The 24,569-nt window shown below is 63.5% G+C and carries 21 protein-coding genes; 17 read left to right on the top strand and 4 right to left on the bottom strand.

Annotated elements, in window-relative coordinates:
• Positions 1–11: 11 nt before the first annotated feature.
• On the top strand, positions 12–1,541 hold the full coding sequence (locus NLY33_RS14765) for an MDR family MFS transporter (RefSeq protein ID WP_050587667.1): 1,530 nt from the start codon (positions 12–14) through the stop codon (positions 1,539–1,541).
• Positions 1,542–1,609: 68 nt separating this feature from the next.
• Entirely contained in the window at positions 1,610–2,446 is an 837-nt protein-coding gene (locus tag NLY33_RS14770; RefSeq protein WP_023681200.1) for an amidohydrolase family protein, read from the top strand.
• 49 nt (positions 2,447–2,495) lie between these two features.
• Here the strand turns inward: NLY33_RS14770 and NLY33_RS14775 are convergent, their stop codons facing one another.
• The gene (locus NLY33_RS14775) at positions 2,496–3,281 is read right to left on the bottom strand and encodes an SDR family NAD(P)-dependent oxidoreductase (RefSeq protein ID WP_023681201.1); all 786 of its coding nucleotides are present in this window, start codon (positions 3,279–3,281) and stop codon (positions 2,496–2,498) included.
• A gap of 83 nt (positions 3,282–3,364) precedes the next feature.
• Here NLY33_RS14775 and uxuA point away from each other — a divergent pair, with 83 nt between their 5' ends.
• The 5 genes from uxuA to NLY33_RS14800 all read left to right on the top strand — a co-directional run bounded on the left by uxuA (position 3,365) and on the right by NLY33_RS14800 (position 10,702).
• Positions 3,365–4,549, top strand: a complete 1,185-nt coding sequence (uxuA, locus tag NLY33_RS14780; protein ID WP_023704654.1) for a mannonate dehydratase — start codon at positions 3,365–3,367, stop codon at positions 4,547–4,549.
• A gap of 201 nt (positions 4,550–4,750) precedes the next feature.
• Positions 4,751–6,040 carry a D-arabinono-1,4-lactone oxidase gene (locus tag NLY33_RS14785; protein ID WP_023704655.1) on the top strand — a complete coding sequence of 430 codons (1,290 nt, stop codon included), beginning with the start codon at positions 4,751–4,753 and terminating at the stop codon, positions 6,038–6,040.
• On the top strand, positions 6,037–7,209 hold the full coding sequence (locus tag NLY33_RS14790) for an alanine racemase (protein ID WP_031195786.1): 1,173 nt from the start codon (positions 6,037–6,039) through the stop codon (positions 7,207–7,209). Before NLY33_RS14785 ends, NLY33_RS14790 begins: the two co-directional genes overlap by 4 nt.
• 79 nt (positions 7,210–7,288) lie before the next feature.
• Positions 7,289–9,001, top strand: a complete 1,713-nt coding sequence (locus tag NLY33_RS14795) for an aldehyde dehydrogenase family protein (protein WP_023707703.1) — start codon at positions 7,289–7,291, stop codon at positions 8,999–9,001.
• Between the two features lie 48 nt (positions 9,002–9,049).
• On the top strand, positions 9,050–10,702 hold the full coding sequence (locus NLY33_RS14800) for an FAD-binding dehydrogenase (RefSeq protein WP_023691361.1): 1,653 nt from the start codon (positions 9,050–9,052) through the stop codon (positions 10,700–10,702).
• Between the two features lie 239 nt (positions 10,703–10,941).
• Here NLY33_RS14800 and dgoD read toward each other — a convergent pair whose 3' ends face one another.
• Positions 10,942–12,090, bottom strand: coding sequence for a galactonate dehydratase (dgoD, locus tag NLY33_RS14805; protein WP_023685304.1), 1,149 nt, complete (start codon positions 12,088–12,090; stop codon positions 10,942–10,944).
• Between the two features lie 7 nt (positions 12,091–12,097).
• Positions 12,098–12,838: a FadR/GntR family transcriptional regulator gene (locus NLY33_RS14810; protein WP_023687899.1), complete on the bottom strand. Its 741-nt coding sequence runs from the start codon at positions 12,836–12,838 to the stop codon at positions 12,098–12,100.
• Between the two features lie 194 nt (positions 12,839–13,032).
• Here NLY33_RS14810 and NLY33_RS14815 point away from each other — a divergent pair, with 194 nt between their 5' ends.
• The 4 genes from NLY33_RS14815 (at position 13,033) to NLY33_RS14830 (ending at position 17,370) form a co-directional block, all read left to right on the top strand.
• Positions 13,033–14,022, top strand: coding sequence for an arabinose ABC transporter substrate-binding protein (locus NLY33_RS14815; RefSeq protein WP_023668118.1), 990 nt, complete (start codon positions 13,033–13,035; stop codon positions 14,020–14,022).
• Positions 14,023–14,092: 70 nt separating this feature from the next.
• Positions 14,093–15,604 (top strand): L-arabinose ABC transporter ATP-binding protein AraG, encoded by a 1,512-nt coding sequence (araG, locus tag NLY33_RS14820; protein WP_023704659.1) that lies wholly within the window; start codon positions 14,093–14,095, stop codon positions 15,602–15,604.
• Positions 15,605–15,615: 11 nt separating this feature from the next.
• Positions 15,616–16,566 (top strand): L-arabinose ABC transporter permease AraH, encoded by a 951-nt coding sequence (araH, locus tag NLY33_RS14825; RefSeq protein WP_023687901.1) that lies wholly within the window; start codon positions 15,616–15,618, stop codon positions 16,564–16,566.
• A gap of 24 nt (positions 16,567–16,590) precedes the next feature.
• Positions 16,591–17,370, top strand: a complete 780-nt coding sequence (locus tag NLY33_RS14830; protein ID WP_023704660.1) for an SDR family oxidoreductase — start codon at positions 16,591–16,593, stop codon at positions 17,368–17,370.
• Between the two features lie 62 nt (positions 17,371–17,432).
• Here NLY33_RS14830 and NLY33_RS14835 read toward each other — a convergent pair whose 3' ends face one another.
• Positions 17,433–18,380: a GlxA family transcriptional regulator gene (locus NLY33_RS14835; RefSeq protein WP_023685300.1), complete on the bottom strand. Its 948-nt coding sequence runs from the start codon at positions 18,378–18,380 to the stop codon at positions 17,433–17,435.
• Positions 18,381–18,466: 86 nt separating this feature from the next.
• Here NLY33_RS14835 and NLY33_RS14840 point away from each other — a divergent pair, with 86 nt between their 5' ends.
• The 6 genes from NLY33_RS14840 (at position 18,467) to NLY33_RS14865 (ending at position 24,567) form a co-directional block, all read left to right on the top strand.
• The gene (locus NLY33_RS14840) at positions 18,467–19,174 is read left to right on the top strand and encodes a DJ-1/PfpI family protein (protein ID WP_023691357.1); all 708 of its coding nucleotides are present in this window, start codon (positions 18,467–18,469) and stop codon (positions 19,172–19,174) included.
• A gap of 121 nt (positions 19,175–19,295) precedes the next feature.
• The gene (locus NLY33_RS14845; RefSeq protein WP_023691356.1) at positions 19,296–20,030 is read left to right on the top strand and encodes a FadR/GntR family transcriptional regulator; all 735 of its coding nucleotides are present in this window, start codon (positions 19,296–19,298) and stop codon (positions 20,028–20,030) included.
• Entirely contained in the window at positions 20,027–21,223 is a 1,197-nt protein-coding gene (locus NLY33_RS14850) for a PLP-dependent transferase (protein ID WP_023691355.1), read from the top strand. Before NLY33_RS14845 ends, NLY33_RS14850 begins: the two co-directional genes overlap by 4 nt.
• 26 nt (positions 21,224–21,249) lie before the next feature.
• Positions 21,250–22,527: an ABC transporter substrate-binding protein gene (locus tag NLY33_RS14855; protein WP_023687906.1), complete on the top strand. Its 1,278-nt coding sequence runs from the start codon at positions 21,250–21,252 to the stop codon at positions 22,525–22,527.
• 268 nt (positions 22,528–22,795) lie between these two features.
• Positions 22,796–23,719: a carbohydrate ABC transporter permease gene (locus NLY33_RS14860; RefSeq protein ID WP_023687907.1), complete on the top strand. Its 924-nt coding sequence runs from the start codon at positions 22,796–22,798 to the stop codon at positions 23,717–23,719.
• Entirely contained in the window at positions 23,719–24,567 is an 849-nt protein-coding gene (locus NLY33_RS14865; protein WP_023687908.1) for a carbohydrate ABC transporter permease, read from the top strand. Before NLY33_RS14860 ends, NLY33_RS14865 begins: the two co-directional genes overlap by 1 nt.
• The last annotated feature ends 2 nt before the right edge of the window (positions 24,568–24,569 follow it).

Raw genomic sequence — 24,569 nt, forward strand, 5'->3', positions numbered from 1 at the left:
CGGAGACACCGATGACTGTCGAGCAGACGCTGCCGGATGCGCGGCCCGTGGAGGCCCAAGCCAGGCCCGACCTTACGACCTTGATCGTCTATTTCGGCGCGTTGGTCGCCATGTTCATGGCCACCATCGACATGCAGATCGTCGTCACCGCCTTGCCCACCATTGCCGGCGAACTCGGCAATCTGCATTTGTTTGGCTGGGTCGGTGCCGCCTACCTGCTCTCGACCGCCGCGGTCTCGCCATTCTACGGCAAGCTTGGCGACATGTATGGCCGCAAGAATGTCGTGCTGACGGCGATCGGCTTGTTCCTGGTGGGCTCGCTGGTCTGCGGCATGGCTTGGTCGATGGAGAGCCTGATCGCCGCGCGCGTGCTGCAGGGCATCGGCGGTGGCGGCTTGATGGTCTCGGCCTTCGCCATGATCGGCGAACTGTTTTCGCCGCGCGACCGCGCGAAATACCAGGGCTACAGTTCGGCGGTGTTCGCGCTGTCATCAGTGCTCGGCCCGTTGGCCGGCGGCTACATCACCGGCCTGTTCGGCTGGCGCTGGGTGTTCCTGGTCAATCTGCCGATAGGGATCATCGTGCTGGCTGTGCTGGCCTTCGCCATGCGCAGCCGGTTCAACGAAAAACGGCACCGCATCGACTATCTCGGCGGCGCGCTGCTCGCCACCGGCACGACGGCGATTGTTTATTGGGGCTACCACGTGCTCGACCCCAGCGGACCGGACCTCATCACCTTCGCGCTGCCGCTGCTGGCACTAGGCGCCATCACCTTGTTCGTCATGGTCGAGCGGCGGGCCGAAGAGCCGATCGTACCTCTGCGGCTGTTCGGCAATTCGACGGTCAGCATCGTCTCGGGCGTGTCGCTGGTCGCCGGAACGGTGACGCTGGGCATGTTCTTCTATTTCGCCCTCTACATGCAGACGCTGACGGGTCTCAGCCCGGCCGAAGTCGGCTTCCTGTTCCTGCCGGCGTCGCTGACATCGATGGTCATCTCGATCGTGGCCGGGCGGGTGATCGCGGCAACCGGCCGCTACAAATGGATGCCGGTGGTCGCCATGGGTATTGGCGGGTTTCTGATGCTGGGCTTCGTCCTCACCAACCAGCACACGTCGATCTGGGTGCTGGCGACGATGATGGCAGTGTTCGGCATCAGCATGGGTCTGCAGTTCCAGGTGCTGATCGTGGCGATCCAGGCGGCAGCACCGCTGCAGGATATCGGCGCGGTGACATCGCTGATCACCCAGGCGCGGACGCTCGGAGCATCGCTCGGACTGGCGCTGAACGGCGCGGTGATGATCTGGGCGCTGAACCGGCAGACAGCCGAGCTTCCTGCAGACGCCGCCGCCCTGCTGCCGGGTGGCCTGAACGGGTTGACGCCGCACCTCGCATCGAGCCTGCCGGGCGCGATCCGCGAAGTGGTGCTCGACCATTACTCCAGTGGCTTCAACGTGATGTTCATCTGGGTGGCGGCGCTCTATTTCGTGGCCATGGGGCTGACGCTGCTGCTCGAGGACAAAGAGATCCCGAAGCGGGGCTGAGCCAGAGTATGTCCATGCGCTGGGTTTAGGCATTTGGCGATGATCTGAAATCACCGAGGAGGACAGCCATGATCATCGACACTCATCTGCACCTGATCGACCTGTCGGCGCTGCGCTATCCCTGGCTCAGCCGCGAGCCGGCGCTCAACCGCGATTTCCCGCACGCAGAATATGCGATCCAGGCCCGCCGCGCCGGCATCGAGGCCGCGCTGCATATGGAGGTCGACGTCGATGAAGCCGACATCCAGGCCGAGACCAGCCATGTGAAGGCGCAGTCGCTGGAAAAGGGCACGCTGTTGCGCGGGGCGATCGCCTCCTGCCGTCCGGAGGAGGCCGGCTTCGCCGCCTATCTCGAGCGCCAGCAAGCCGATCCCTTCGTCAAGGGGTTCCGCCGCGTGCTGCATGTCATGCCGGACGAGCTTTCGGACAGCGCGCTGTTTCGCGAAAACATCAAGCGGCTTGCCGGCACAGGCCTGACCTTCGACTTCGTCGTCCTGCCGCATCAGATTCCAAGGGCGGTTGCGCTCGCCGATCTGGCGCCGGATGTGCAGTTCGTGCTCGACCATTGCGGCGTGCCCGACATCAAGGCCAGTGCGGAACATCCGTGGCGCGAGCATATGAGTGAGATCGCGCGGCGTCCCAATGTCATCGGCAAGATCTCCGGCGTCGTCGCCTATGCCGATGCCGGCTCATGGACAGTCGAGACCTTGCGCCCCTATGTCGAGCACACGATCGGCTGCTTCGGCTGGGACCGCGTCGTGTGGGGCAGCGACTGGCCGGTGTGCACGCTTGGCGGTGGCCTTGCGACCTGGGTGGCGGCGACGCATGCGTTGATCGCTGGAGCAAGTCCTGAGGAGAGAACGAAACTGCTGTCGGGCAATGCCAAGCGGATGTGGAAGCTGTAGCGCGGTCGGACACCGATTGCCTGCAAGCGCGCAGAACGCCATGATAGCGCTACTTCACGCCAATACCTGCCGTCAGGCCGCCATCGATCCTGTAGTCCGCGCCGGTGCAGAAACCGGCCTTCGACGAGCACAGGAAGGCGATGAGTTCCGCCACTTCCTCCGGTTCACCGATACGGCCGAGCGGATGCGCCGCGCCGAAGCGCTTGTAGGCCTCTTCGACATCGGCATCGCTGCCGCCGTCACCGCGCGCAGCCTTCTCCAGGATCGGCGTGCGGATCGAGCCCGGGCTGACCGAATTGACGCGGATGCCTGATGCCGCGTAGTCGAGCGCCAGCGAGCGCGTCAGCGTGTGGATGGCGCCCTTGGTCGTGGCATAGGCGGCGACGTTCTGCTGGCAGGCAAAGCCCTGCACCGAGGCGACGTTGACGATGGCGCCGCCTCCGCGCTTGATCATTTCCGGAATGCCGAAATGCGCGGTCAGGTAGATCGAGCCGACATTGACCGTCATCGTTCGGTTCCAGGTTTCCCAGTCGGTGGTCGTCGCCGTGCCATAGGGATGGACGGCGGCTGAATTGACGATGACATCAAGGCCGCCGAACCTTGCGACGCCAGCCGCCACCGCGTCGCGCACCTGGTCGGAGATGGACACATCGGTTTCGATGACCAGCACCGCAGCTCCAGCGCTTTCCAGTTGCGCTTTCATCGCCGCATTGGCGCTGCGGTCGATGCCGCAGGCGATGATTGCGGCGCCACCGGCCGCAAGGCGTCTGGCGGTTGCCAGGCCAATGCCGGTCGTCCCCGTCACCAGGGCGACCTTGCCGTCGAAATCCATCATTTCTAAAAACTCTTCCATTTTCTATCGACTCCCATCGAGGTCCAACAATAAGTTGCCAACCTCTCGCAGAAGGAAAGCCGAAAATGGAACAATGCTGGCGCTGGTATGGGCCCGATGATCCGGTGACGCTCGATCATGTCAAGCAGGCGGGCGCCACCGGCGTGGTCTCGGCGCTCCACCATATCTATGACGGCCGGGCGTGGCCTGAGGCCGAAGTGCTGGAGCGCAAGCGCATTATCCAGGAAGCAGGACTGACCTGGTCGGTCGTCGAGAGCATTCCGGTCCACAATTCCTTCAAGATCGGCGCGCAGGAACGCGAGCGCTATGCCGGCTATTACCGCGATTCGATCCGCGCGCTGGCCAAGGCCGGCATCGCCACGATCTGCTACAATTTCATGCCGGTGGTGGACTGGACCCGCACCGATCTAGCCTGCCGTCTGCCGACGACAGGCTACGCCCTGCGTTTTGATGCCGTTGATTTCGCCGCCTACGATCTGTTCGTGCTGAAGCGCAAGAACGGAGCTGACAGCTACACGCCGGCGCGTATTGCGCAGGCGGAAGCGCGGCTGAAGGAATTGCCGCCCGAGAAGATCGACCAGATCGAGCGCAATCTGATCGCCGGCCTGCCGGCTACAGAGCGCAAGTATGACCGCGACAGTTTTCGCGAGGCGCTTGCGGACTATGACGGGATCGGGCCGAAGGAGTTGCGCGACAACCTCGCGTGGTTCCTGCGCGAGATCATTCCGGTGGCGGAAGAGGAGGGGGTGCGCATGTGTATCCACCCCGACGATCCGCCGTTTTCGCTCTACGGCCTGCCGCGAGTCGTTTCGACCGCCGAGGATGCGCGTTTCATTCTCAATGCCGTCGACAGCCAGGCCAATGGGCTGACGTTCTGCACCGGGTCCTACGGCACGCGCGCCGACAACGACATCGTCGCCATGGTCAAGGAATTCGCCGACCGCATCCACTTCGCCCATTTGCGCAACATCACCATCGAGGATGACGGCTCGTTCTACGAGGCCGAGCATCTCGAAGGCGGCACCGACATGGCGCATGTCATCCTGGCGCTGATGCAGGAGGAGGCGCGCCGCCGCAAGGAGGGCCGCGCCGACTGGCAAATCCCGATGCGGCCGGACCATGGCCACCTGCTCGCCGACGATATCGGCAAGACAAGGATCAATCCCGGCTACTCGCTGATCGGCCGCCTGAAGGGCTTGGCCGAATTGCGCGGCATCATGCGGGCCGTGGAAACGTTTGGGCTGGCTTGAAGGGGCAACGACTGCGTTCAATGCCGACGCCGGCTCAGCGTGCGTCGCTGTAGATAATGCGGCCGGCGCGGACGCAAGACACCTCCGATTGCCAGGTTGACAGAAAGCTGACAATGTATCATATCCGGAAAAGCTGACTATGTATCATATTATCTAGCGCTAGGAGAAAGACCGGCAAAGCCGGCGCCCCAGGGAGGCATCGTGGGAGAGGCTATCAGCCAGTGGAGCAATTGGTCGGGCTATGTCACGGCCACGCCGCAGGCTTTTGCCGAACCGCAGAGTCTCGATGAGCTGAGTGGTGCCATTCGCAACGCGCCGGGACCAGTTCGATTTGTCGGCACGGGCCATTCCTTTACGCCGCTGGTCAAGAATGACGGCACCATCCTGTCGCTCGACCGCTTCGAGGGCCTGAGGTCGCACGATCCCGAAAAACTGACGGCGCGGGTCGGCGCCGGCACCAAGATCGGCGCGCTGGCAAAGCTGTTGCACGGCGTCGGCCAGGCGCTGCCGAACATGGGCGACATCGACAAGCAGGCGTTCGGCGGGGCGCTGGGCACCGCCACCCACGGCTCGGGCATCACGCTCGGCGCTTACCATACCCAGCTCGAGGCGATGCAGATCGTCGACGGGCGTGGCGCCGTGAAAGAGTTCGACCGTGCCAAGAGCCCCGACATGATCGAAGCCATGGGCGCTTCGCTCGGCGCTTTCGGCGCCGTCACCGAAGTGACGATCCGCAACGTGGCGAGTTACCGGATGCGGCACCGCCGCTGGACGGCGCCGATTGCCGATGTGCTTGCGCAATTCGAAAGCACCATGACGGCGCATCGTTCGGCCGAGTTCTACTATGTGCCGTTTTCCGGCCAGGCGCTGCTGATTGCCAGCGACATCACCGAGGCGCCGGCGACGGTGCGTCCGCCGACGGAAGACGACGATGCGGTGACGACGCTGAGAAAACTGCGCGACTATCTCAGCTGGCTCCCTTGGCTGCGCCGCCGTCTCATCGGCTCGGCCTTCGCCAAGGTGCCGGCCGAGGATTATATCGAGGAGTGGCTGAAGGTCTTCACCTCCGAGCGCAACGTCAAGTTCAACGAGATGGAATACCACCTGCCGTTCGAGGAAGGGGCGGCCGCACTCAGCGAAATCATTGCGCTGCTCGAGACGCGGTTTCCAGAGGTCTATTTTCCGATGGAGGTGCGCGTCGTCGCGCCCGACAATGTCTGGCTCAGCCCCTTCTACAAGCGCCCAACCTGTTCCATCGCCATCCATCACGGCGTCGAGCGCGATCCGATGGCGTTCTTCAACGCCGCCGAGCCGATCTTCAGGAGGCGCGGCGGCCGCCCGCATTGGGGCAAGATGCACAGCCTGACATCAAGGGAATTGAGCGCGCTCTATCCGCGCTGGAACGATGCGATGGCGGTCCGCCGCGAGATGGACCCGGACAACCGCTTCGTGTCGCCCTATATTGCCAGGCTGCTCGGCGTCGCGGCATGAGCCTGACCGACACCTATTTCGCGGAAATGTCGGGCGCGCTCAGGGCAGCCGGGATCTTTCAGCCTTGCCTGGTGCTCGATCTCGACCGGCTCGATCACAACATCGCTGCGATCAAGGCGAAGTTCGCCACGGGCCTCGATCTGCGCCTCGTCGACAAGTCGCTGCCATGCCTGCCGCTGATCGACCATATCCGCGCGGCGTTTGCGACCGACAGGCTGATGACCTTTCATCTGCCGATCAGCGCCGAGATGCTGAAAGTGTTTCCCCAAGTCGATCTCCTGTTGGGCAAGCCGATGCCGGTTGCCGGCGCCAGGCACGCGCTGACGAAGGGCGTTCTCGCCGGGCTCGGCGAAGCTACGTCGCGCATCGTCTGGCTGATCGATACCGAGGAGCGGCTGGCCGCCTATGGCTCGCTTGCCGCCGAGCTCGACCGCGAGCTGCGCGTCTGCTTCGAGGTCGATGTCGGCCTTCATCGCGGCGGTATCAGCGATCCCGACTCACTGGCCCGGGCAGTTTCCGCGTTGGCGAATTACCCGCGGCTGAAATGCGAAGGCGTCATGGCCTACGAGGCGCATATCGGCCATATCCCCAAACTGCTGGGAGGACCGGCCAAGGCGCGCGTCAAGGCGATCAGCCTGTTTCGCCAGTATGTCGCTTGCCTTGCCGCCGACCAGCGCAAGATCCTCAATCTTGGCGGCAGCAGCACCGCATTGCTCTATGACAGCTGGGTCGGCGCCAATGAATTGTCCATCGGATCGGCTTTTATGCTGCCGACCGATTTCGATGTGCCGAGCCTCAGCCAATTGCGGCCTGCCGCATTCATCGCGACGCCGATCCTGAAAGTGGTCGATGTCCAGGCGCCGGGCCTCGACCAGCGCTCCTGGCTGCTGCAGAAGCTCGGGCTGTTGCCGCGGCGCGGCTGTTTTCTCTATGGCGGAAAATGGATGGCGAAGCCCGTCCATCCCGTGGGGATGAAGACCGACAAGACGTTCGGCTTTTCGACCAATCAGCAATTCATGGCGCTGCCCGACAACGTCAATGTCGGGCCTGACGACTACGCCTTCCTGCGTCCGACGCAGAGCGAATTCGTGCTACAGCAGTTCGGTTCGATCCAGGTCTATTCCGGCGGGAAATTCGTCGAGCAATGGGCCGCACTGCCGTTTTCGTAGAGCAATTCCAGGAAAAGTGTGAAGCGGTTTTCCCACAGGAATTGCGTCAAACAAAGAGATCGAAGTGGAGGAGGATAGGATGGTTGCCAAGGCAGTCAAAACCCAGCCCGTGCAGCCTGAATGGGCAGCCGAACTCGACCTCGCGCTCACCGATCTCGACGCCAGGAAGGACGACTGGGCGCAGACCTCGAATGGCGAGCGGATCGCCTTGCTGCGGCAGGTCAAGGATCACATCCGCGAGGTCGCCGAGGCGTGGGTCAAAACCGCGACGCGCAAGAAGGGCATCCCGACCGGCTCGCCGCTGGAAGGTGAGGAATGGCTGGCTGGCCCGGCGGCGCTGATGGATGGCTGCAACCAGTTCATCCACACGCTCAGCCTGATGGAGGGCAAGAAGTTCCTCGACAGACTGCCGGTCCGCACCTTGCCTAGCGGACAGGTGGCGGTGACGGTGGTTCCGAATTCGCTCTGGGACAAGGTGTTGTTCACCGGGCTGAAGGCCGAGATCTGGATGCAGCCCGGCGTGACCAAGGCGAACCTGGCCGCAAACACCGCATCGGCCTATGACGCGCCGCGCACCAGCCGCAAGGGCAAGATCGGCCTCGTGCTCGGCGCCGGCAATGTCGCCTCGATCGCGCCGCTCGACTGCCTGCACAAGCTTTTGGTCGAGCACCAGGTGGTTCTGCTCAAGATGAACCCGGTCAACGACTATCTGATCGATTTCCTGCGGCCGGCGCTGCGGCCGCTGATCGAATTCGGTGCGCTGCGCATCGTGCGCGGCGGCGCCGATGTCGGCGCGTATCTGTGCAACCACGATCTCGTCGACGACATCCACATCACCGGTGCCGCCGCTTCGCATGACGCGATCGTCTGGGGGCCTGGCGAGGAGGGCCGCAAGAACAAGGCGGCAGGCACGCCGCGCAACAGCCGGCGTATCACCTCTGAGCTTGGCGGCGTGGCACCGACCATTGTGGTGCCCGGTCCGTGGTCGGATGCCGATATCGCCTACCACGCCGAACTGATCGCCACCCAGAAGCTCAACAATTCCGGCTTCAACTGCATCGCCTGCCAGATGCTGGTTCTGCCCGAAGGCTGGGACAAATCCGACGCGCTTCTGGCGGCCCTCGAAAAGGTGATGCAGAAAGCCCCGTCGCGCCCGGCCTATTATCCCGGCGCGACCGAGCGCCTCGCCGCCTTCGAGGCGCATGCCGACAGCGTACAGAAATTCGAGCGGCCCGGCGGGCCGGCCTGCGTGGTGGTGCCGTTCCGGCCGGGCACGGATACCTATCTCGAAAATGCCGAGGTGTTCGCGCCGGCGCTCAGCGTCATGCGGCTGCCGGCGGGCAATGCGGAATCCTATCTGCGCGCCGCTGTCGCCTACGCCAATGAAAAGCTGCACGGCACGCTTGCCGCCAACATCCTCATCCATCCCAGGACGATCGCCGAGATCGGCCGGCAGCGCTTCGAGGAAATCATTGCCGAACTGCGCTATGGCGGCATCGGCATCAATTCCTGGAGCGGCGTTCTGTTCGCGCTGCTGCGCCCGACCTGGGGTGCTTTCCCTGGCCACACGCTCGACGATGTGCAGAGCGGCATCGGCGTCGTCCATAACACCTATTTGTTCGACAAACCGGAACGCAGCGTGCTCGAAGCGCCGTTCCGCATCATGCCGAAGCCGGCCTGGTTCCTGACCCACAAAAGGGCACACATGGTCGGCCGCCTGATCACCGACTTCAACTACCGGCCGAGCCTCATGAAGCTGCCGCGCATCATCTGGAACGCGCTGCGCGGCTAGCAATGAGCATCCGATATCAAAAACAAAGCCGGGGCAGGAGTTACGACAATGGCTGACGCGGACGCAATCATCGTTGGCGGCGGGCTGGCCGGCCTGGCCGCAGCTGCGGAACTCGGCGATGCCGGCAAGCGCGTCATCATCGTCGAGCAAGAGGGTGGCGGTTTTCTCGGCGGCCAGGCATTCTGGTCGCTCGGCGGCCTGTTTTTGGTCAACACGCCCGAGCAACGCCGCCTGCGCATCAAGGACAGCCGCGACCTCGCCTGGCAGGATTGGCTGGGCTCTGCCCAGTTCGACCGGCCCGAGGACCATTGGCCAAGGAAAGTGGCGGAAGCCTATGTCGATTTCGCCGCCGGCGAGATGCGGCCGTGGCTCTACGCCATGGGCATGCGCTGGTGGCCGGTGGTCGGCTGGGCCGAGCGCGGCGGCGCGCTGGCCAATGGCCACGGCAATTCAGTGCCGCGCTTCCACCTGACATGGGGCACTGGGCCGGGGGTGGTCGCGCCGTTCGAAAGGCGCGTGCGCGAGCACGTCGCCAAAGGGCTGATCACTTTGAAATTCCGTCATCAGGTCAGCCGGCTGATCAAGACCAATGGTGCGGTCACCGGCGTCGCGGGCGAAATCCTGGAGGCATCCGATGTCGAGCGCGGCAAGCAGTCGAGCCGCACGGCCGTCGGCGATTTCGACCTTTCGGCCGGTGTCGTGATCGTCACCTCCGGCGGCATCGGCGGCAATCATGAGTTGGTTCGCAAGGTCTGGCCGGTCCGGCGGCTGGGGCCAGCGCCGAAGCGTATGGTTGCCGGCGTGCCGCACCATGTCGACGGCCGCATGGTGGCGATCACCCAGGACGCCGGCGGGGCCGTCATCAACGCCGACCGCATGTGGCACTATGTCGAGGGGATCAAGAACTGGAATCCGATCTGGCCGAACCACGGCATCCGCATCCTGTCGGCGCCGTCGCCGCTATGGTTCGATGCTCTGGGACAACGCATGGAGGCGCCGTTCTTCCCGAGCTTCGATTCGCTCGGCACCTTGAAGCGTATCCTGTCGACGGGACACGATTATTCCTGGTTCGTGCTGAGCAAGACGATCGCTTCGAAGGAGTTCGTGCTGTCGGGTTCGGAGCAAAACCTAGACTTTACGGCCAAGGATTGGCGGGCCGTGCTGAAGAACCGGCGCGGCGGCAAGGCGCCACCATCGGTGGCAGCGTTCCTGGAAAAGGGCGAGGACTTCGTCGTCCGCGACAACCTGGCCGACTTGGTCGCCGGCATGAACGCGCTGTCAGGCGACAATCTGCTCGACTACGACCGGCTCAAGGCGCAGATCGTGGCGCGCGATCGCGAGGTCGACCATGCCTATACCAAGGATGCGCAGGTCACAGCCGTCCGCGGCGCCCGCAACTACATTGGCGACAAGATCTTCCGGGTGACCAAGCCGCACAAGATACTCGATCCCAGGCACGGGCCGCTGATCGCGGTGCGCCTCAACATCCTGACGCGCAAAACGCTTGGCGGCCTGCACACCAATCTCAATTCGCAGGTTCTCGACGGCAATGGCGAACCCATTGCCGGGCTCTATGCGGCAGGCGAGGTGGCCGGCGGCGGTGGCGGCGGCTATCACGGCTACAATGCGCTGGAAGGGACATTTCTCGGCAGCTGCATCTTCTCCGGCAGGAACGCAGGCCGGCACGCCGCGGGCAGGTGACGCGGCTGGCGGGCCAAGAAAAGGTCGATGAGAACAGGACATCCGCCATGTTCCATGGATAGCGACTGCTTTCGATCGCTTGCGGCAACCCAGGCGGTCAGCGAGTTGCGGCTTGCCGGCGCCGACGGTTCCCATGCGCTGGTGCTCGGCGCTACGGCCCATCAGAGGCCTGCGTTACGCTGGCGCCACCGCGAAATCGAACCCGAGGTCCTGAAGGCCTGGCCGCAAGGTCGGCCGGGCTACCACTCGGCGAAGGAGCCGTCCTTGTGACGCCAGACCGGGTTGCGCCAGCGGTGGCCTTCCTTGGCGCGTTCCTTGACGTAGTCCTCGTCGATTTCGACGCCGAGGCCGGGACCATCGGGGATTGCGACATAGCCATCCTCGTAGCGGAAGACGTCCTTGTTGGCGGCATAGTCGAGCAAATCGTTTGCGGCGTTGTAGTGGATGCCGAGGCTCTGTTCCTGGATGAAGCAGTTGTAGCTGACGGCATCGAGCTGCAGGCAGGCGGCGAGCGCGATCGGGCCGAGCGGGCAGTGCGGCGCGACCGCAATATCATAAGCCTCGGCCATCGCCGCGATCTTGCGGCATTCGGTGATGCCACCGGCATGCGACAGGTCTGGTTGGATGATGTCGACGGCGCCTTGTTCGAACACCGATTTGAAATCCCAGCGGCTGTAGAGCCTCTCGCCGAGTGCGATCGGCGTCGAGCCCAGCGCTGCGATCTCCTTCAGCGCCTCGCGATTTTCGCTCAGCACCGGCTCCTCGATGAACATCAGCCGGTAGGGTTCCAACTCCTTGACCAGCATGCGCGCCATCGGCCGGTGGACGCGGCCGTGGAAATCGACGGCGATGCCAATGTTGGACCCAACGGCCTCGCGCACCATGGCGACCCGTTCGACAGCCGCATCTATTCTGTCATGGTTGTCGACGATCTGCAGTTCCTCGGTGCCATTCATCTTCAGCGCCTGAAAACCGCGCGCCACCACTTCCCTGGCGCCATCAGCCACTTCCGCCGGCCGGTCGCCGCCGATCCAGGAATAGACCTTGATGCTGTCGCGCAGCTTGCCGCCGAGCAGTTCGTGCACAGGCACGCCGAGCGCCTTGCCCTTGATGTCCCACAGCGCCTGGTCGATGCCGGCAATGGCGCTCATCAGGATCGGCCCGCCGCGGTAGAAGCCGCCGCGATGCATCACCGTCCAATGGTCCTCGATCAGGCGCGGGTCCTTGCCGATCAGATAATCGCCAAGTTCCTTGACCGCTGCCTCGACCGTCAGCGCACGGCCTTCGACCACAGGCTCGCCCCAGCCGGTAACGCCGGCATCAGTCTCGATCTTCAGGAACAGCCAGCGCGGCGGGACGATGTAGGTGGTGAGCGAGATGATTTTCATGCTGGTCTCAGTTGTTCTTGAGTTTCTTGGCGCTGACCAGGTCGCGCGCCGCAAGGTCGAGGATCCGGCCTGCCGCCGCACGCGCCGCCGCGGCATCGCGCATGCGCAGTGCCTCCACCACCTCACGGTGCGCCGCCACTGCTTCCATGCGCCGGGCGAGCGAAATGGTCGCCGTTGCTTCAAGCGAGAATTTCAGCCCGGTGTCGATCAGATTGCCGATCTGGCGGAAGATCGGGTTGTGGCTCGCGGCATAGACGATCTGGTGGAAGGTGATGTCCGAGCGCGAGAAGGCGGCGAGATCCTCGCCGGCATTGGCCATGCCGCGCCAGGCGGCTTCGAGATCGGCGATCTCCTGCAGCGTCGCACGAGTCGCCGCCAGTTCAGCTACCAGAGGTTCGATGGCGCGGCGCGTTTCGAGGATGGCGTCGAACAATTTGTCGTCCAGCGCATGCGGCGCGTGCCAGGCCAGCACCTGCGGGTCGATGATGTTCCAGTTGTCCTGTTCACATACAACCGTGCCGATGCGGGGCCGCGACAGCACCAGCCCCTTGGCGGCCAGCACCTTCAAGGCCTCGCGGATGACGGTGCGGCTGACGCCATATTCGACGCCGAGTTCGTTTTCGGTCGGCAGGGACGAGCCGGCGGGATAGCGTCCGGAAAAGATGTCTGAGGCAAGCGCCTTGGTCACATCGGGCATGACGCGCGGGCGGCGGGTGTCGCCTGATGCCTTCTTCGAAGTGTCGGTCACCTCAGCCCTCCTCCAAGGCGGCGAAACCACTGATCTCGCGTCCCCGGCCTTACCGGATGCGGATGATTTGCGCCAGCGATCCCTGGTCAGAGCATGTAGCTCAATTATCATACCAGATCAATTGACGAGTATGATAAAAAGAATTAGAGACTCTGCATCCGGGCTGAGCGCCCGGCCATCGCTGGGAGGTAATCATGCGACTTCTGAAGACCGCGCTCGTCGCGGGCGCCCTTGCCGTGCTGTCCGTCACGACCATCGCTGCATATGCTCAGGACACCAAGATAGGTTTTATCGTCAAACAGCCCGAGGAGCCGTGGTTCCAGGACGAATGGAAGTTCGCCGACCAGGCCGCCAAGGAGAAGGGTTTTACCCTGGTCAAGATCGGCGCCGAGGACGGTGAGAAGCTGATGTCGGCGATCGACAATCTCGGCGCGCAGGGCGCGCAAGGCTTCATCGTCTGCACGCCTGATGTGAAGCTCGGCCCCGGCATCGTCGCCAAGGCCGCCGCCAACAATCTCAAGCTGATGACGGTTGATGACCGTCTGGTCGGCGCAGACGGGAAGGCGCTGGAAGACGTGCCGCATATGGGCATTTCGGCGACCAAGATCGGCGAGGCCGTCGGCCAGGCGATCGTCGACGAAATGAAGGCGCGCGGCTGGAAGGCCGACGAGGTTGGCGCCATCCGCGTCTCCTATGATCAGTTGCCGACCGCCGTCGACCGGGTCGAAGGCGCCATTTCGGTGCTCAAGGCCAACGGCTTCAAGGCCGAAAACATCTTTGACGCGCCGCAGGCCAAGACCGATACCGAGGCTGCGCTCAATGCGGCGACGGTGGTACTCAACGCCCATGCCGACATCAAGAAGTGGGTCTCCTTCGGCCTCAACGACGAAGCCGTTCTCGGCGCCGTGCGCGCTTCCGAAAGCGTCGGCATCCCGGCCGAAAACGTGATCGGCGTCGGCATTGGCGGCGCGGATTCGGCGATCAACGAGTTCAAGAAGCCGACCGCCACCGGCTTCGTCGGCACGGTGATCATCTCGCCGAAGCGTCACGGCTACGAGACTGCGCTCAACATGTATGACTGGGTCGCCAACAACAAGGAACCCGAGAAGCTCATCCTGACCGCCGGTGCGCTGGCCAAGCGCGACGACTACCAGACGGTCCGCAAGGGTCTCGGCATCGAATAATCCTCCCTGTACAAACAGGCGGCGGCTCACAGTCGCCGCCTGTTTGGCATGGCAAAAGGATAGGCGCCCCATGTCCTTTCTCGACTTCTCGGAAATCACCAAGACCTATCCGGGCGTCAAGGCGCTGTCCGGCGTCTCGTTCAGCGTCGACAAGGGCGCCGTGCATGGCTTGATGGGCGAGAACGGCGCCGGCAAATCCACGCTGATCAAGATCCTGTCGGGCGACCAGCATGCCGATGACGGCGAGATCCTCATCGACGGCAAGATGCAAGCCTATGCAACGACGCGAGATGCCTTCGACAATGGCGTCATCGTCATCCACCAGGAGCTACAGCTGGTTCCTGAGCTCACTGTTGCCGAAAACCTCAGCCTTGGCCGCTTCCCCACCAACGCCGGCATCATCGCCCGCGCCAGAATGCTGGAAGACGTCGGCGCCAAGCTGAAATCGGCGGGCATCGACATCGATATCAGCCGCAAGGTCAAGACGCTGTCCATCGGCGAACGGCAGATGGTCGAGATCGCCAAGGCGATCATGCTCGACGCGCGCGTCATCGCTCTGGATGAGCCGACCTCGTCATTGTCGTCGCGCGAAAGCGAAATTCTGTTTGCCCTGATCGACCGCCTGCGCGGCGAGGGCAAGGTCATCATCTATGTCTCGCACCGGCTGGACGAAGTGTTCCGCCTCTGCGACAGCCTGACCGTGCTGCGCGACGGCAAGCTCGCGGCGCACCATGCGTCGCTGAAAAACGTCACACGCGACCAGGTCGTCGCCGAAATGGTCGGCCGCGAAATCTCCGATATCTGGGGGTTTCGCCCACGCCCGGCCGGCGATGTCCGGCTGAAGGTCGACGCTGTTTCCGGAGTAAAACTGACGACGCCTGCCAGCTTCGAGGCGAGGGCCGGCGAGATCGTCGGCTTCTTCGGCCTGATCGGCGCGGGGCGCTCGGAACTGATGCGGCTGGTCTTCGGCGCCGACCGGCGCTCAGGCGGCACCATCAGCGTCGACGGCAAGGTCGTTCATGCCACCGATCCCCATGACGCGATCCGCGCCGGCATCGTTTTGTGCTCGGAAGACCGCAAGCATGACGGCATCATCCAGGGCCGCTCGATCGAGGAGAACATCAACATCTCGTCGCGGCGTCATCACACGCGCTTCGGGATCCTGAACCGCGCCAGCGAGATCGCCACCGCCGAGACCTTCATCAAGAAGCTCAAGGTGCGCACGCCGTCGCGCAAGCAGGACATCATCAACCTCTCCGGTGGCAACCAGCAGAAGGTCATTCTCGGCCGCTGGCTGTCGGAGCAGGGCGTGCGCGTGCTTATCGTCGACGAGCCGACACGCGGTATCGATGTTGGCGCCAAAGCGGAAATCTACGAGTTGCTCTACCAGCTTGCCGAAGACGGCATGGCGATCGTCGTCGTCTCGTCCGAACTGCCGGAAGCGATGGGCATTTGCGACCGCATCCTGGTGATGTGCGGCGGGCGCATCAGCGCCGAACTCGCCCGCGACCAGTTCGCCGAAAAAGCGATCCTGGCCGCTGCTCTTCCCGATCAGAAAACCCCCGACGCGATCGCATCCTGAGGATCTTTACCATGACCGATCAGTTGAAGAAGATCCTGCTCGGCGAACAGGGCCTCGTCGTCATCTTCATCGTCGCCTTCGTGCTGGTGTCGCTGCTGGTGCCGAACTTCCTCACCGACCGCAACATGCTCGGCCTGCTGCAGTCGGTGGTCACCGTCGGCATTGTCGCCTGTACGATGATGTTCTGCCTTGCCGCGCGTGACTTCGACCTCTCGGTCGGCTCCATCGTCGCCTTTGCCGGCATGGTCGCGGTAATGGCGTCGAACTATACCGGTTCGATCCTGCTCGGGCTTCTCGCGGCAATCGCCTGCGGCGCCTTCGTCGGCTTCATCAATGGCGTCGTCATCGCCAAATTCCGCATCAACGCGCTGATCACGACGCTTGCCACCATGCAGATCGTGCGCGGCCTTGCGCTGATCGCATCCGATGGCCGCGCCGTCGGCATCAACAGCCCGGATTTCTACCAGCTGGCGCTATCCAAGCTGTTCGGCATTCCGACGCCGGTCTGGGTCCTGGCCGTGCTGTTCTGCATCTTCGGTTTTGTCCTCAATCGTACCGTCTTCGGCAAGAACACGCTGGCCATCGGCGGCAACCCGGAGGCCTCGCGCCTGGCCGGCGTCAATGTCGACTGGACGCGCATCTGGATCTTTGCTCTGCAAGGCGTGGTCTGTGGCATCGCCGGCATCCTTTTGGCCTCGCGCATCACGTCGGGCCAGCCCAATGCGGCGGTCGGGCTTGAACTCTCGGTCATCTCGGCCTGCGTGCTCGGCGGCGTCTCGCTTGCCGGCGGCCGCGCCACCATGTCGGGCGTCATCGTCGGCGTGCTGATCATGGGCATTGCCGAAAACGCCATGAACCTGCTCAACATCCCAGCCTTCTACCAGTACATTGTGCGCGGCGTGATCCTGCTGCTTGCCGTTTTGCTCGACAATCTGCGTTCGTCGGCACTGGGCCGGCGCTGACCATCTTGCAGTGGAGTGACAGCCATGGCTGAGCGCCTGTCCGGCAAACGCATCTTCCTCACCGGCGCCGCGCAAGGCATCGGGCTTGCCATCGCCGGGGCCTGCCTGGCCGAAGGGGCAAAACTGTTCCTGGTCGATCGCGACGGCGCGCTGCTGGACAAAACGGTCGCCGGCCTTGCCGCACCGCAGGGCCATGTCGGACATACCGCAGCCGACATCAGCGACGGGGCCGCGATTGCCGCTGCCGTCAGCCGGGCGACCGACGCGATCGGGCCGATCAACGCGCTGATCAACAATGCGGGGATGAATGTGTTCTCGACGCCGCTCGAGGCGACCGAGGAGGAGTGGAACCGCAATTTCGACGTCAACGTCAAGGGCGCCTGGAATTGCAGCAAGGCGGTGCTGCCAGGAATGATCGCAAATGGTGGTGGCGCGATCCTCAACATCGCCTCGACGCACAGCTTCACCATCATCCCTCATACCTTCCCCTATCCCGTGGCCAAGCACGCGCTGCTTGGGCTGACCAAATCGCTGGCGCTGGAATATGCCGGGCAGGGCGTGCGCGTGAACGCGCTGGCGCCCGGTTATGTCGAGACGCAGAAGGCGACCGACTATTGGAACAGTTTTGCCGATCCGGTTGCGGCGCGCGCCAGGACGCTGGCGCTGCATCCCGGCGGCCGCATCGCCTCGGCGCGCGAGATCGCGCTGGCCGCTGTGTTCATGATTTCTGAGGAGTGCCCGTTCATGAACGCGGCGACCCTCGTCGTCGATGGCGGGCTCAGCCAGCTACAGCATCCCGCCTGAACGCTAGAGAGGCTCTATTTCTACCGCATCGACCGCCGGCCTAATGGAGCAAGCAGTCGCGATCAGAAACGCTCGCGATAGGCGCGCGGATTGGTGCCCAGCACGCGCAGAAAGCCGCGCCGCATGGTTTCTTCCGAGCCGAAACCGCAGCGGCGGGCCGTCTGGTTGACGGGCTGGCCCCGCTCCAGCATCCGCCGCGCCGCCTCGATCCGGATCTCCTCGATCGCGCGGGCAGGTGTCCGGCCGGTGGCCTCGCGATAGCGCCGCGAGAAGCTGCGCGGGCTCATATTGGCGTGGTCGGCCAACTGCGTGAGCGACAGGTCACCGGCCAGATTTTCGAGGATCCAGCCATGCAGCCGGTCGAAGCGCCCGTCGCCTTGCTGCAGCTTGAGGGTCTGGCTGAATTGCGCCTGGCCACCGGGACGTTTCAGGAAGACCACCAACTCGCGCGCCACGCCGAGCGCCGTGTGCCGGCCAAGGTCGGCCTCGACGAGGGAGAGGGCGAGATCGATCCCCGCCGTTACGCCGGCGGATGTCCAGACATTGCCGTCGCGGATGAAGATCGGATCGGGTTCGAGCCGGACCGCGGGAAAGCGCCGGGCGAACTCCGCGCAGCGTCCCCAATGGGTCACCGCGCGGCGGCCGTCGAGCAGGCCAGCCGTCGCCAGCAGCATGGCGCCGCTGCAGACGGAAGCGGTTCGGGTGGCATCGCGCGAGCGACCGGCGATCCACTGGACCAGCACGGGATCGTCGCAGGCCGCGTTGACGCCCCATCCTCCGGGGACAAGCAGCGTGTCGATCTTACCTCCGTGGGTTGGCAGCACTGCTGCCTCCAGCACGAGACCGGCCGATGTCCGGATGCGCGGTGAGGCGGCGACGACCACGACCTCGTAAGGAGCCGGTTCGCCGGCCTGCCTTTTGAAATCATTGGCGCTGGCAAAGACCTGCAGCGGTCCGCTGACGTCGAGGAGCTGGATGTCGGGATAGGCAAGTACTTCGATACGGCGCATTGGTTTGGCCCGAAGCGAGGGATGAATGGCAATCGTGCCAAACCATGATGCCGTAGATTGCCGGAAGTCAACCCACGGAGATTTCCATGCCCCTTCGTTTCGGCATCCTCGTATTCCCCGACGTCCAACAACTCGACCTCACCGGCCCATACGAAGTCCTGGCATCGGCCAAGGATGCCGAGGTGGAACTGATCTGGAAGGATCGCAACCCGGTGACGTCATCGACGCGCCTCTCGCTGACGCCAACCGCGACCTTTGACGATTGCCGGCCCCTCGACGTGCTGTGCATTCCTGGCGGGGGCGGGGTCAACGCGCTGCTGGAGGACCAGACAGTCCTCGATTTCGTGTGGGAGCGCGCGGGGCAGGTGCGCTACATCACCTCCGTTTGCAGCGGTGCCCTGGTGCTTGGGGCGGCCGGACTGCTGAGGGGCAAGCGCGCGACCACGCACTGGTATGCGCATGATTTCCTTGAGGAGTTCGGAGCGATCCCGGTCGACGAGCGTATCGTCGAAGACGGCAAGCTCATCACCGCCGGCGGCGTCACTTCGGGGATCGACTTCGGCCTGGCGCTGGTTGCGAGGCTGCTTGGACAGGAGGAGGCCGAGATCGTGCAGCTCTCGCTCGAATACGCCCCGGCTCCTCCCTTTCGGTCCGGCACGCCCGCCGAGGCGTCGCCTGCGGTGCTGGCGCAGGCAAAAAAGCGCCTCTCTGGTTCGAGGCGGGTTCGCGAGGCAATCTTCGCTCGCTGGCGCGAGGCTCGCGCCGCCGCTGCGCCGGCGCGCATCCACGGCTGAAGCAGCAAGGCCGAAGGTGCATCCCCTGGCCCTTCGGCCTTGCTGCGTTTCCACTGTTGACAGGTCCCTTCGTCTGTGCAGAAATTGGTTGGACCATTGAACCACTTCGGTAATAGCCCCGGTGACCCAATTCAGCCTTCCGCCGATCCAGACGACGGCCCGCGACGACGCGGTGCTGAAGGCGTTGGCCGGCTTCGTCATGCGCGAGAAGCTGGAACCCGGTGAGAGGCTGCCGACCGAACGCATCCTCGCTGAGCGTCTGAAGGTCAGCCGCAATACGGTGCGCGAGGCGCTGACGCGCTGGGAAGGGCTTGGCCTGGTCGAGCGCCGGCAGGGCTCGGGCACCTATCTCAAGGCCGCCGTCTCGCTCGACATGCTGCACATGCCGCTGACGCTTGCCGGCGGCAATGATTTCACCGGCCTGATGCGCACGCTGGAAATCCGCCGCGCGCTGGAAGCGGAAGCCGCCGCCCTTTGCGCCATTCGTGCCGACAGGGACGACCTCGCCGAGATCGAGCGCAAGCTCGACATCATGGAGGAAGAGTTTCTCAGCCGCGCCGGCATGTCGTCGGAAGAGGACTGGGAATTCCATCAGGCGATCTACCGCGCCTGCGGCAATCCGCTGTTCGAGCAGATTATCGCCGCCATGCACGAACTGTTCCACCGCTTCTGGGAACATCCGCTCGGCGTGCGCGATTTCGGCCACGCAAGCTTTCCCTACCACCGCACCATGTTCGACTGCATCGCCGCGCACGATCCGGAAGGCGCCCGGGCCGAAGCGCTGAAACTGATCGCCACGGTCGAGGACGATTTGAAGCGCGGCGCCGCCAACCTCAAACTTTCGGTCCGCACATGAACGAGCACAGCTTCGACCCAGGCATTTCCGGCAGCGACTATCTCGCCGAGGCGGCGACGCTTCTGGCGCATGACGACCCGTTCCCTGGCAATGCGGTGGTGCCGCCGATCTACCAGACCTCGCTGTTCACCTTCGCCAGCTATGCCGACATGGCCGACACCTTTGCCGGGCGCAGGAAGCAGCCGATCTATTCGCGCGGCGACAACCCGACGGTGATGGAATTCGAGTCACGCGTCGCAGCGCTCGAAGGTGCGGAAGCCGCGCGCGGATTCTCCAGCGGCATGGCGGCGATCAGCGCGACATTGCTTGCCTTTGTCGGCGCCGGCGAGCGCATCGTTGCGGTGCGCAACTGCTATGGTGACGCCTACCGACTGTTCGAGCGGTTGTTCCCGCGCCTGCACATCAAGGTCGACTATGTCGACGGCTCCGATCCGGATGCGGTGGCCGCGGCTCTTCCCGGCGCCAAACTGCTCTACCTGGAAAGCCCGACCTCGATGACGTTCGAGCTGCAGGATCTCGAACATCTGACGCGGCTGGCGAAAGAGCAGGGCATCGTCACCACCATCGACAATTCCTGGGCGACGCCGGTGTTCCAGAAGCCGATCCTGCACGGCGTCGATCTGGTGCTGCATTCCGCCTCGAAATATCTCGGCGGTCACAGCGACACCGTCGCCGGCGTGGTGGCCGGCTCGGCCGCTCACATCAAGCATATCAACGACCAGACCTATTCGCAGCTCGGCGCAAAGCTGTCGCCCTTCGAGGGCTGGCTGCTGTTGCGCGGCCTGCGCACGCTGCCGCTGAGACTGCCGCATCACATGAAGAGTGGGCTCATCATCGCCGAGCGCTTGAAGGCGCATGACAAGGTCGAGCGGGTCAATCATCCCGCCTATTCCAACCATCCCGGCAAGAAGACGCTTGCCGGCTATGCCGGGCTGTTCTCCTTCGAGGTGACGGAGGATGTCGACATTCCCGCTTTCGTCGATGCGCTGAAATTTTTCCGCATCGGCGTCAGCTGGGGCGGTCATGAAAGCCTGGTCGTGCCGGCAAAGGCCTCGCTCGAGCAGACACCGGGTCTCAATTCGATGGCGCGCTTCGGCGTCAGCCCCCGAACCATCCGCTTCAATGTCGGATTGGAAAGCGTCGAAGACCTCTGGGCCGACATCGGCCAGGCCTTCGACAAAGCAAAAAAATGACTGGGTTCAAAATGGGAGTTCTGAACATGAAACGACTGAGCATCATGCTTGCCACCGCTGCCGGCCTGGCGATGTCCGCCAGCGGCGCGCTGGCCGATACCACCCTCAAGCTGGTCGAGGTCATCACCAGCCCGCAGCGCACCGAATTCCTGAAGAAGCAGATCGCCGAGTTCGAGGCCGCCAATGCCGGCGTCAAGGTCGAGGTGGTCTCGCTGCCCTGGGGGCAGGCTTTCGAGAAATTCCTCACCATGGTGCAGGCCGGCGATACGCCCGACATCGTCGAGATGCCGGAGCGCTGGATGGGCCTGTACGCCACCAACGGCCAGCTCGAGGATCTCGGCCCTTACATGGCCAAATGGGACGACGCCAAGACGCTGGGCGACCGCGCCAAGCAATTCGGCTCGACCGTCAACAACACCCAGTTCATGATCCCGTACGGCTACTATGTGAATGCGCTGTTCTGGAACAAGAAGTTGTTCAAGGAGGCCGGTCTCGACGGCCCGCCGGCGACACTCGACGACTTCATCGCCGACTCCAAGAAGATCTCCGCCATTCCAGGCAAGTACGGCTATTGCCTGCGCGGTGGGCCGGGCGCCTTCAACGGCATGCACATGTTCATGAACATCGCCGCTGGCAAGGGCGGCTACTTCAACGAGGACGGCACCTCGACCATCAACGAGGAGGGCTCGGTCAAGGGCCTGCAGATGCTGGCCGACATGTACAAGGACGGGCTGGCGCCCAAGGATGCGGTGAGCTGGGGCTTTAACGAGACCGTCACCGGCTTCTATTCCGGCACCTGCGCCATGCTCAACCAGGATCCGGATGCGCTGATCGGCATTGCCGACAAGATGAGTGCCGACGATTTTGCAGTGGCGCCGCTGCCTGTGGGGCCAAGCGGCAAATCCTATCCGACGCTGGGCTATGCCGGCTGGGCGATGTTCGCCAACTCGCAGCACAAGGACGATGCCTGGAAGCTGATGGCGACGCTGTTGTCGCCCAAGGACAATCTCGAATGGGCCAAGGAAGTCGGCGTCGTGCCGATCCACAATGGCGCCGACCAGGATGCCCACTTCAAGACCGAGCAGTTCAAAGGCTGGTTCACCGAACTCAGCGACGCTTCCAAATATGAAATGGTGACGCCGCCGACACATCTGGAGAACCTCGGCAATTTCGTCGACCAGGTGGCGATCAAGAATTTCCAGGAAGTGCTGCTCGGCCAGAAGTCGGCCAAGGACGTTGCCGATCAATGGGCCGCGTTCCTGACCAAGGAACAGCAGGACTGGCTGGCCAAGAACAAGAAGTAGTTCTTCCACCTTCTCCCCGTTTACGGGGAGAAGGTGGCCCGAATGCATGTCGCCCAAAAGTGCGTAGCGGTTTTGGGACAACGACATGCACAGACAGGCCCGGATGAGGGGCAGCTCGAGCACCCCAAGGCTGGCGCCGCCCCTCATCTGCCTGCCCGTCCTCCGCAGCAGCTGTGCTGCAGCTACGGAGGGTGGACCGGCATCTGTTCCCCAATGAACGGCGACGCTTGTTGCCAATCCGCTCCTCCAGGAGACGATCCAGAAGCCAATGACCTACGCCGTACCCGAAATACGATCCGCAGGCCGACCGCGAAAGAAGCGGCTGACGCATGCAGCAATCGAGCCCTGGCTTTATCTCAGCCCGGCGATCGTTCTGCTGGTCGTGGTGCTGCTGGTGCCGCTGATCATCGGCATCAGCTATTCGTTCCGGAAGTTCTCCGCCTTCAAATCCGAATATGTCGGCCTCGGCCAGTATCAGGCGATGCTGACCGACCAGGTGCTGGGGCAGGCGCTGGTCAACACGCTCTGGTGGACCGTCGCCAGCCTGTTCTTCCAGTTCTTCCTCGGCCTGGGTCTGGCGTTGCTGCTCGACAAACCGTTTGTCGGGCGCAAGTTCGTGCAGGCGGTGGTGTTCCTGCCCTGGGCGGTGCCATCTTTTCTGTCGGGCCTGACCTGGGCGTGGCTGTTCAATCCGATCATCGGACCACTGCCGCATTGGCTCTTCACGCTCGGGCTGAAGGCCGAGCCGACCAATGTGCTGTCCGATCCGGCGACCGCCATGTGGGGGCCGATCATCGCCAACATCTGGTTCGGCATTCCGTTCTTCGCCATCACGCTGCTGGCGGCGCTGAAGTCGATCCCGTCGGAACTGCATGAGGCGGCCGCAATCGACGGCGCTTCGCCTTGGCAGCGCTTCACCAAGGTGACGCTGCCGTTCCTGGCGCCGACCATCGTCATCACCGTCATGCTGCGCACGATCTGGATCGCGACCTTCGCCGATCTGATCTTCGTCATGACCGAGGGCGGGCCGGCAGGCTCGACCAGCACGGTGCCGGTCTACATCTATGTCAGTGCCTTCAAGTCGCTGGACAAGGGCTATGCCTCCGCGGTGGCGGTGCTGCTCTTGATCTTGCTGATCGCCTATGCGATCGCGCTGATCGCCATCCGCCGCTTGCTGGTGAGGCACGTCTGATGATTGCCGGACGCTCCACCTCCTCGCGCATCTTCAGCGGCATCGGCCTCTACGCGGCGATTGCCGCCTATATGATCTTTGCGCTGTTTCCGATCTTCTGGACGCTGAAGATTTCGGTAACGCCGGAGCGGCTGCTCTATTCCGAGGGCATCACGCTGTGGCCGTCGCAGACCTCCTTCCGCAACTTCATCACTGTCCTGGAAGCCTCTGACTTCCCCCGCTATTTCCTCAACAGCGTTATCGTCTCGGTGTCGACGGCGGCCCTGGTGACAGTCATCGCCACGCTCGCCGGCTACGCCATGTCGCGCTTCACCTTTCGCGGCAAGGCAACGCTGGCGATCATGCTTTTGCTGACGCAAACCTTCCCGCTGGTGATGGTCATTCCGCCGATCTACCGCGTCATGGGCGAGCTTGGCCTGACCAACAGTCTGGTTGGTCTGATCATCATCTACACCGCCTTCAACACCGCCTTCGCCACCTTTCTAATGCAGTCCTTCTTCGACGGCATTCCGAAGGATCTGGAGGAAGCGGCGATGATCGACGGCTGCACGCGGGCGCAGGCGATGCGCAAGGTGATCGTGCCGCTGACCTTGCCCGGCATGGGCGCCACGCTCGGCTTCGTCTTCACCGCCGCCTGGAGCGAATTGCTGTTCGCGCTGATGCTGATCTCCAGCGACGACCAGAAGACCTTTGCCGTCGGCCTGCTCACCTATATCGGCAAGTTCGCCGTGGACTGGGGGCAGATGATGGCGGCGTCGATCCTGGCGCTGATCCCGGTCTGCATCTTCTTCGCCTTCCTGCAACGCTATCTCGTCACCGGCCTCACCGCCGGCGCGGTCAAAGGATAATC

This window comes from Mesorhizobium sp. C432A (assembly GCF_030323145.1).
In the GTDB taxonomy this organism is placed as follows: Bacteria; Pseudomonadota; Alphaproteobacteria; order Rhizobiales; family Rhizobiaceae; genus Mesorhizobium.

Bases quoted from the DNA above. Each gene is read 5' to 3' on its own strand.
- NLY33_RS14765 (WP_050587667.1), top strand. From the start codon at position 12: ATGACTGTCGAGCAGACGCTGCCGGATGCGCGGCCCGTGGAGGCCCAA.
- NLY33_RS14770 (WP_023681200.1), top strand. From the start codon at position 1,610: ATGATCATCGACACTCATCTGCACCTGATCGACCTGTCGGCGCTGCGC.
- NLY33_RS14775 (WP_023681201.1), bottom strand. From the start codon at position 3,281: ATGATGGATTTCGACGGCAAGGTCGCCCTGGTGACGGGGACGACCGGC.
- uxuA (WP_023704654.1), top strand. From the start codon at position 3,365: ATGGAACAATGCTGGCGCTGGTATGGGCCCGATGATCCGGTGACGCTC.
- NLY33_RS14790 (WP_031195786.1), top strand. From the start codon at position 6,037: ATGAGCCTGACCGACACCTATTTCGCGGAAATGTCGGGCGCGCTCAGG.
- NLY33_RS14795 (WP_023707703.1), top strand. From the start codon at position 7,289: ATGGTTGCCAAGGCAGTCAAAACCCAGCCCGTGCAGCCTGAATGGGCA.
- NLY33_RS14800 (WP_023691361.1), top strand. From the start codon at position 9,050: ATGGCTGACGCGGACGCAATCATCGTTGGCGGCGGGCTGGCCGGCCTG.
- dgoD (WP_023685304.1), bottom strand. From the start codon at position 12,090: ATGAAAATCATCTCGCTCACCACCTACATCGTCCCGCCGCGCTGGCTG.
- NLY33_RS14815 (WP_023668118.1), top strand. From the start codon at position 13,033: ATGCGACTTCTGAAGACCGCGCTCGTCGCGGGCGCCCTTGCCGTGCTG.
- araG (WP_023704659.1), top strand. From the start codon at position 14,093: ATGTCCTTTCTCGACTTCTCGGAAATCACCAAGACCTATCCGGGCGTC.
- araH (WP_023687901.1), top strand. From the start codon at position 15,616: ATGACCGATCAGTTGAAGAAGATCCTGCTCGGCGAACAGGGCCTCGTC.
- NLY33_RS14830 (WP_023704660.1), top strand. From the start codon at position 16,591: ATGGCTGAGCGCCTGTCCGGCAAACGCATCTTCCTCACCGGCGCCGCG.
- NLY33_RS14835 (WP_023685300.1), bottom strand. From the start codon at position 18,380: ATGCGCCGTATCGAAGTACTTGCCTATCCCGACATCCAGCTCCTCGAC.
- NLY33_RS14840 (WP_023691357.1), top strand. From the start codon at position 18,467: ATGCCCCTTCGTTTCGGCATCCTCGTATTCCCCGACGTCCAACAACTC.
- NLY33_RS14850 (WP_023691355.1), top strand. From the start codon at position 20,027: ATGAACGAGCACAGCTTCGACCCAGGCATTTCCGGCAGCGACTATCTC.
- NLY33_RS14855 (WP_023687906.1), top strand. From the start codon at position 21,250: ATGAAACGACTGAGCATCATGCTTGCCACCGCTGCCGGCCTGGCGATG.
- NLY33_RS14860 (WP_023687907.1), top strand. From the start codon at position 22,796: ATGACCTACGCCGTACCCGAAATACGATCCGCAGGCCGACCGCGAAAG.
- NLY33_RS14865 (WP_023687908.1), top strand. From the start codon at position 23,719: ATGATTGCCGGACGCTCCACCTCCTCGCGCATCTTCAGCGGCATCGGC.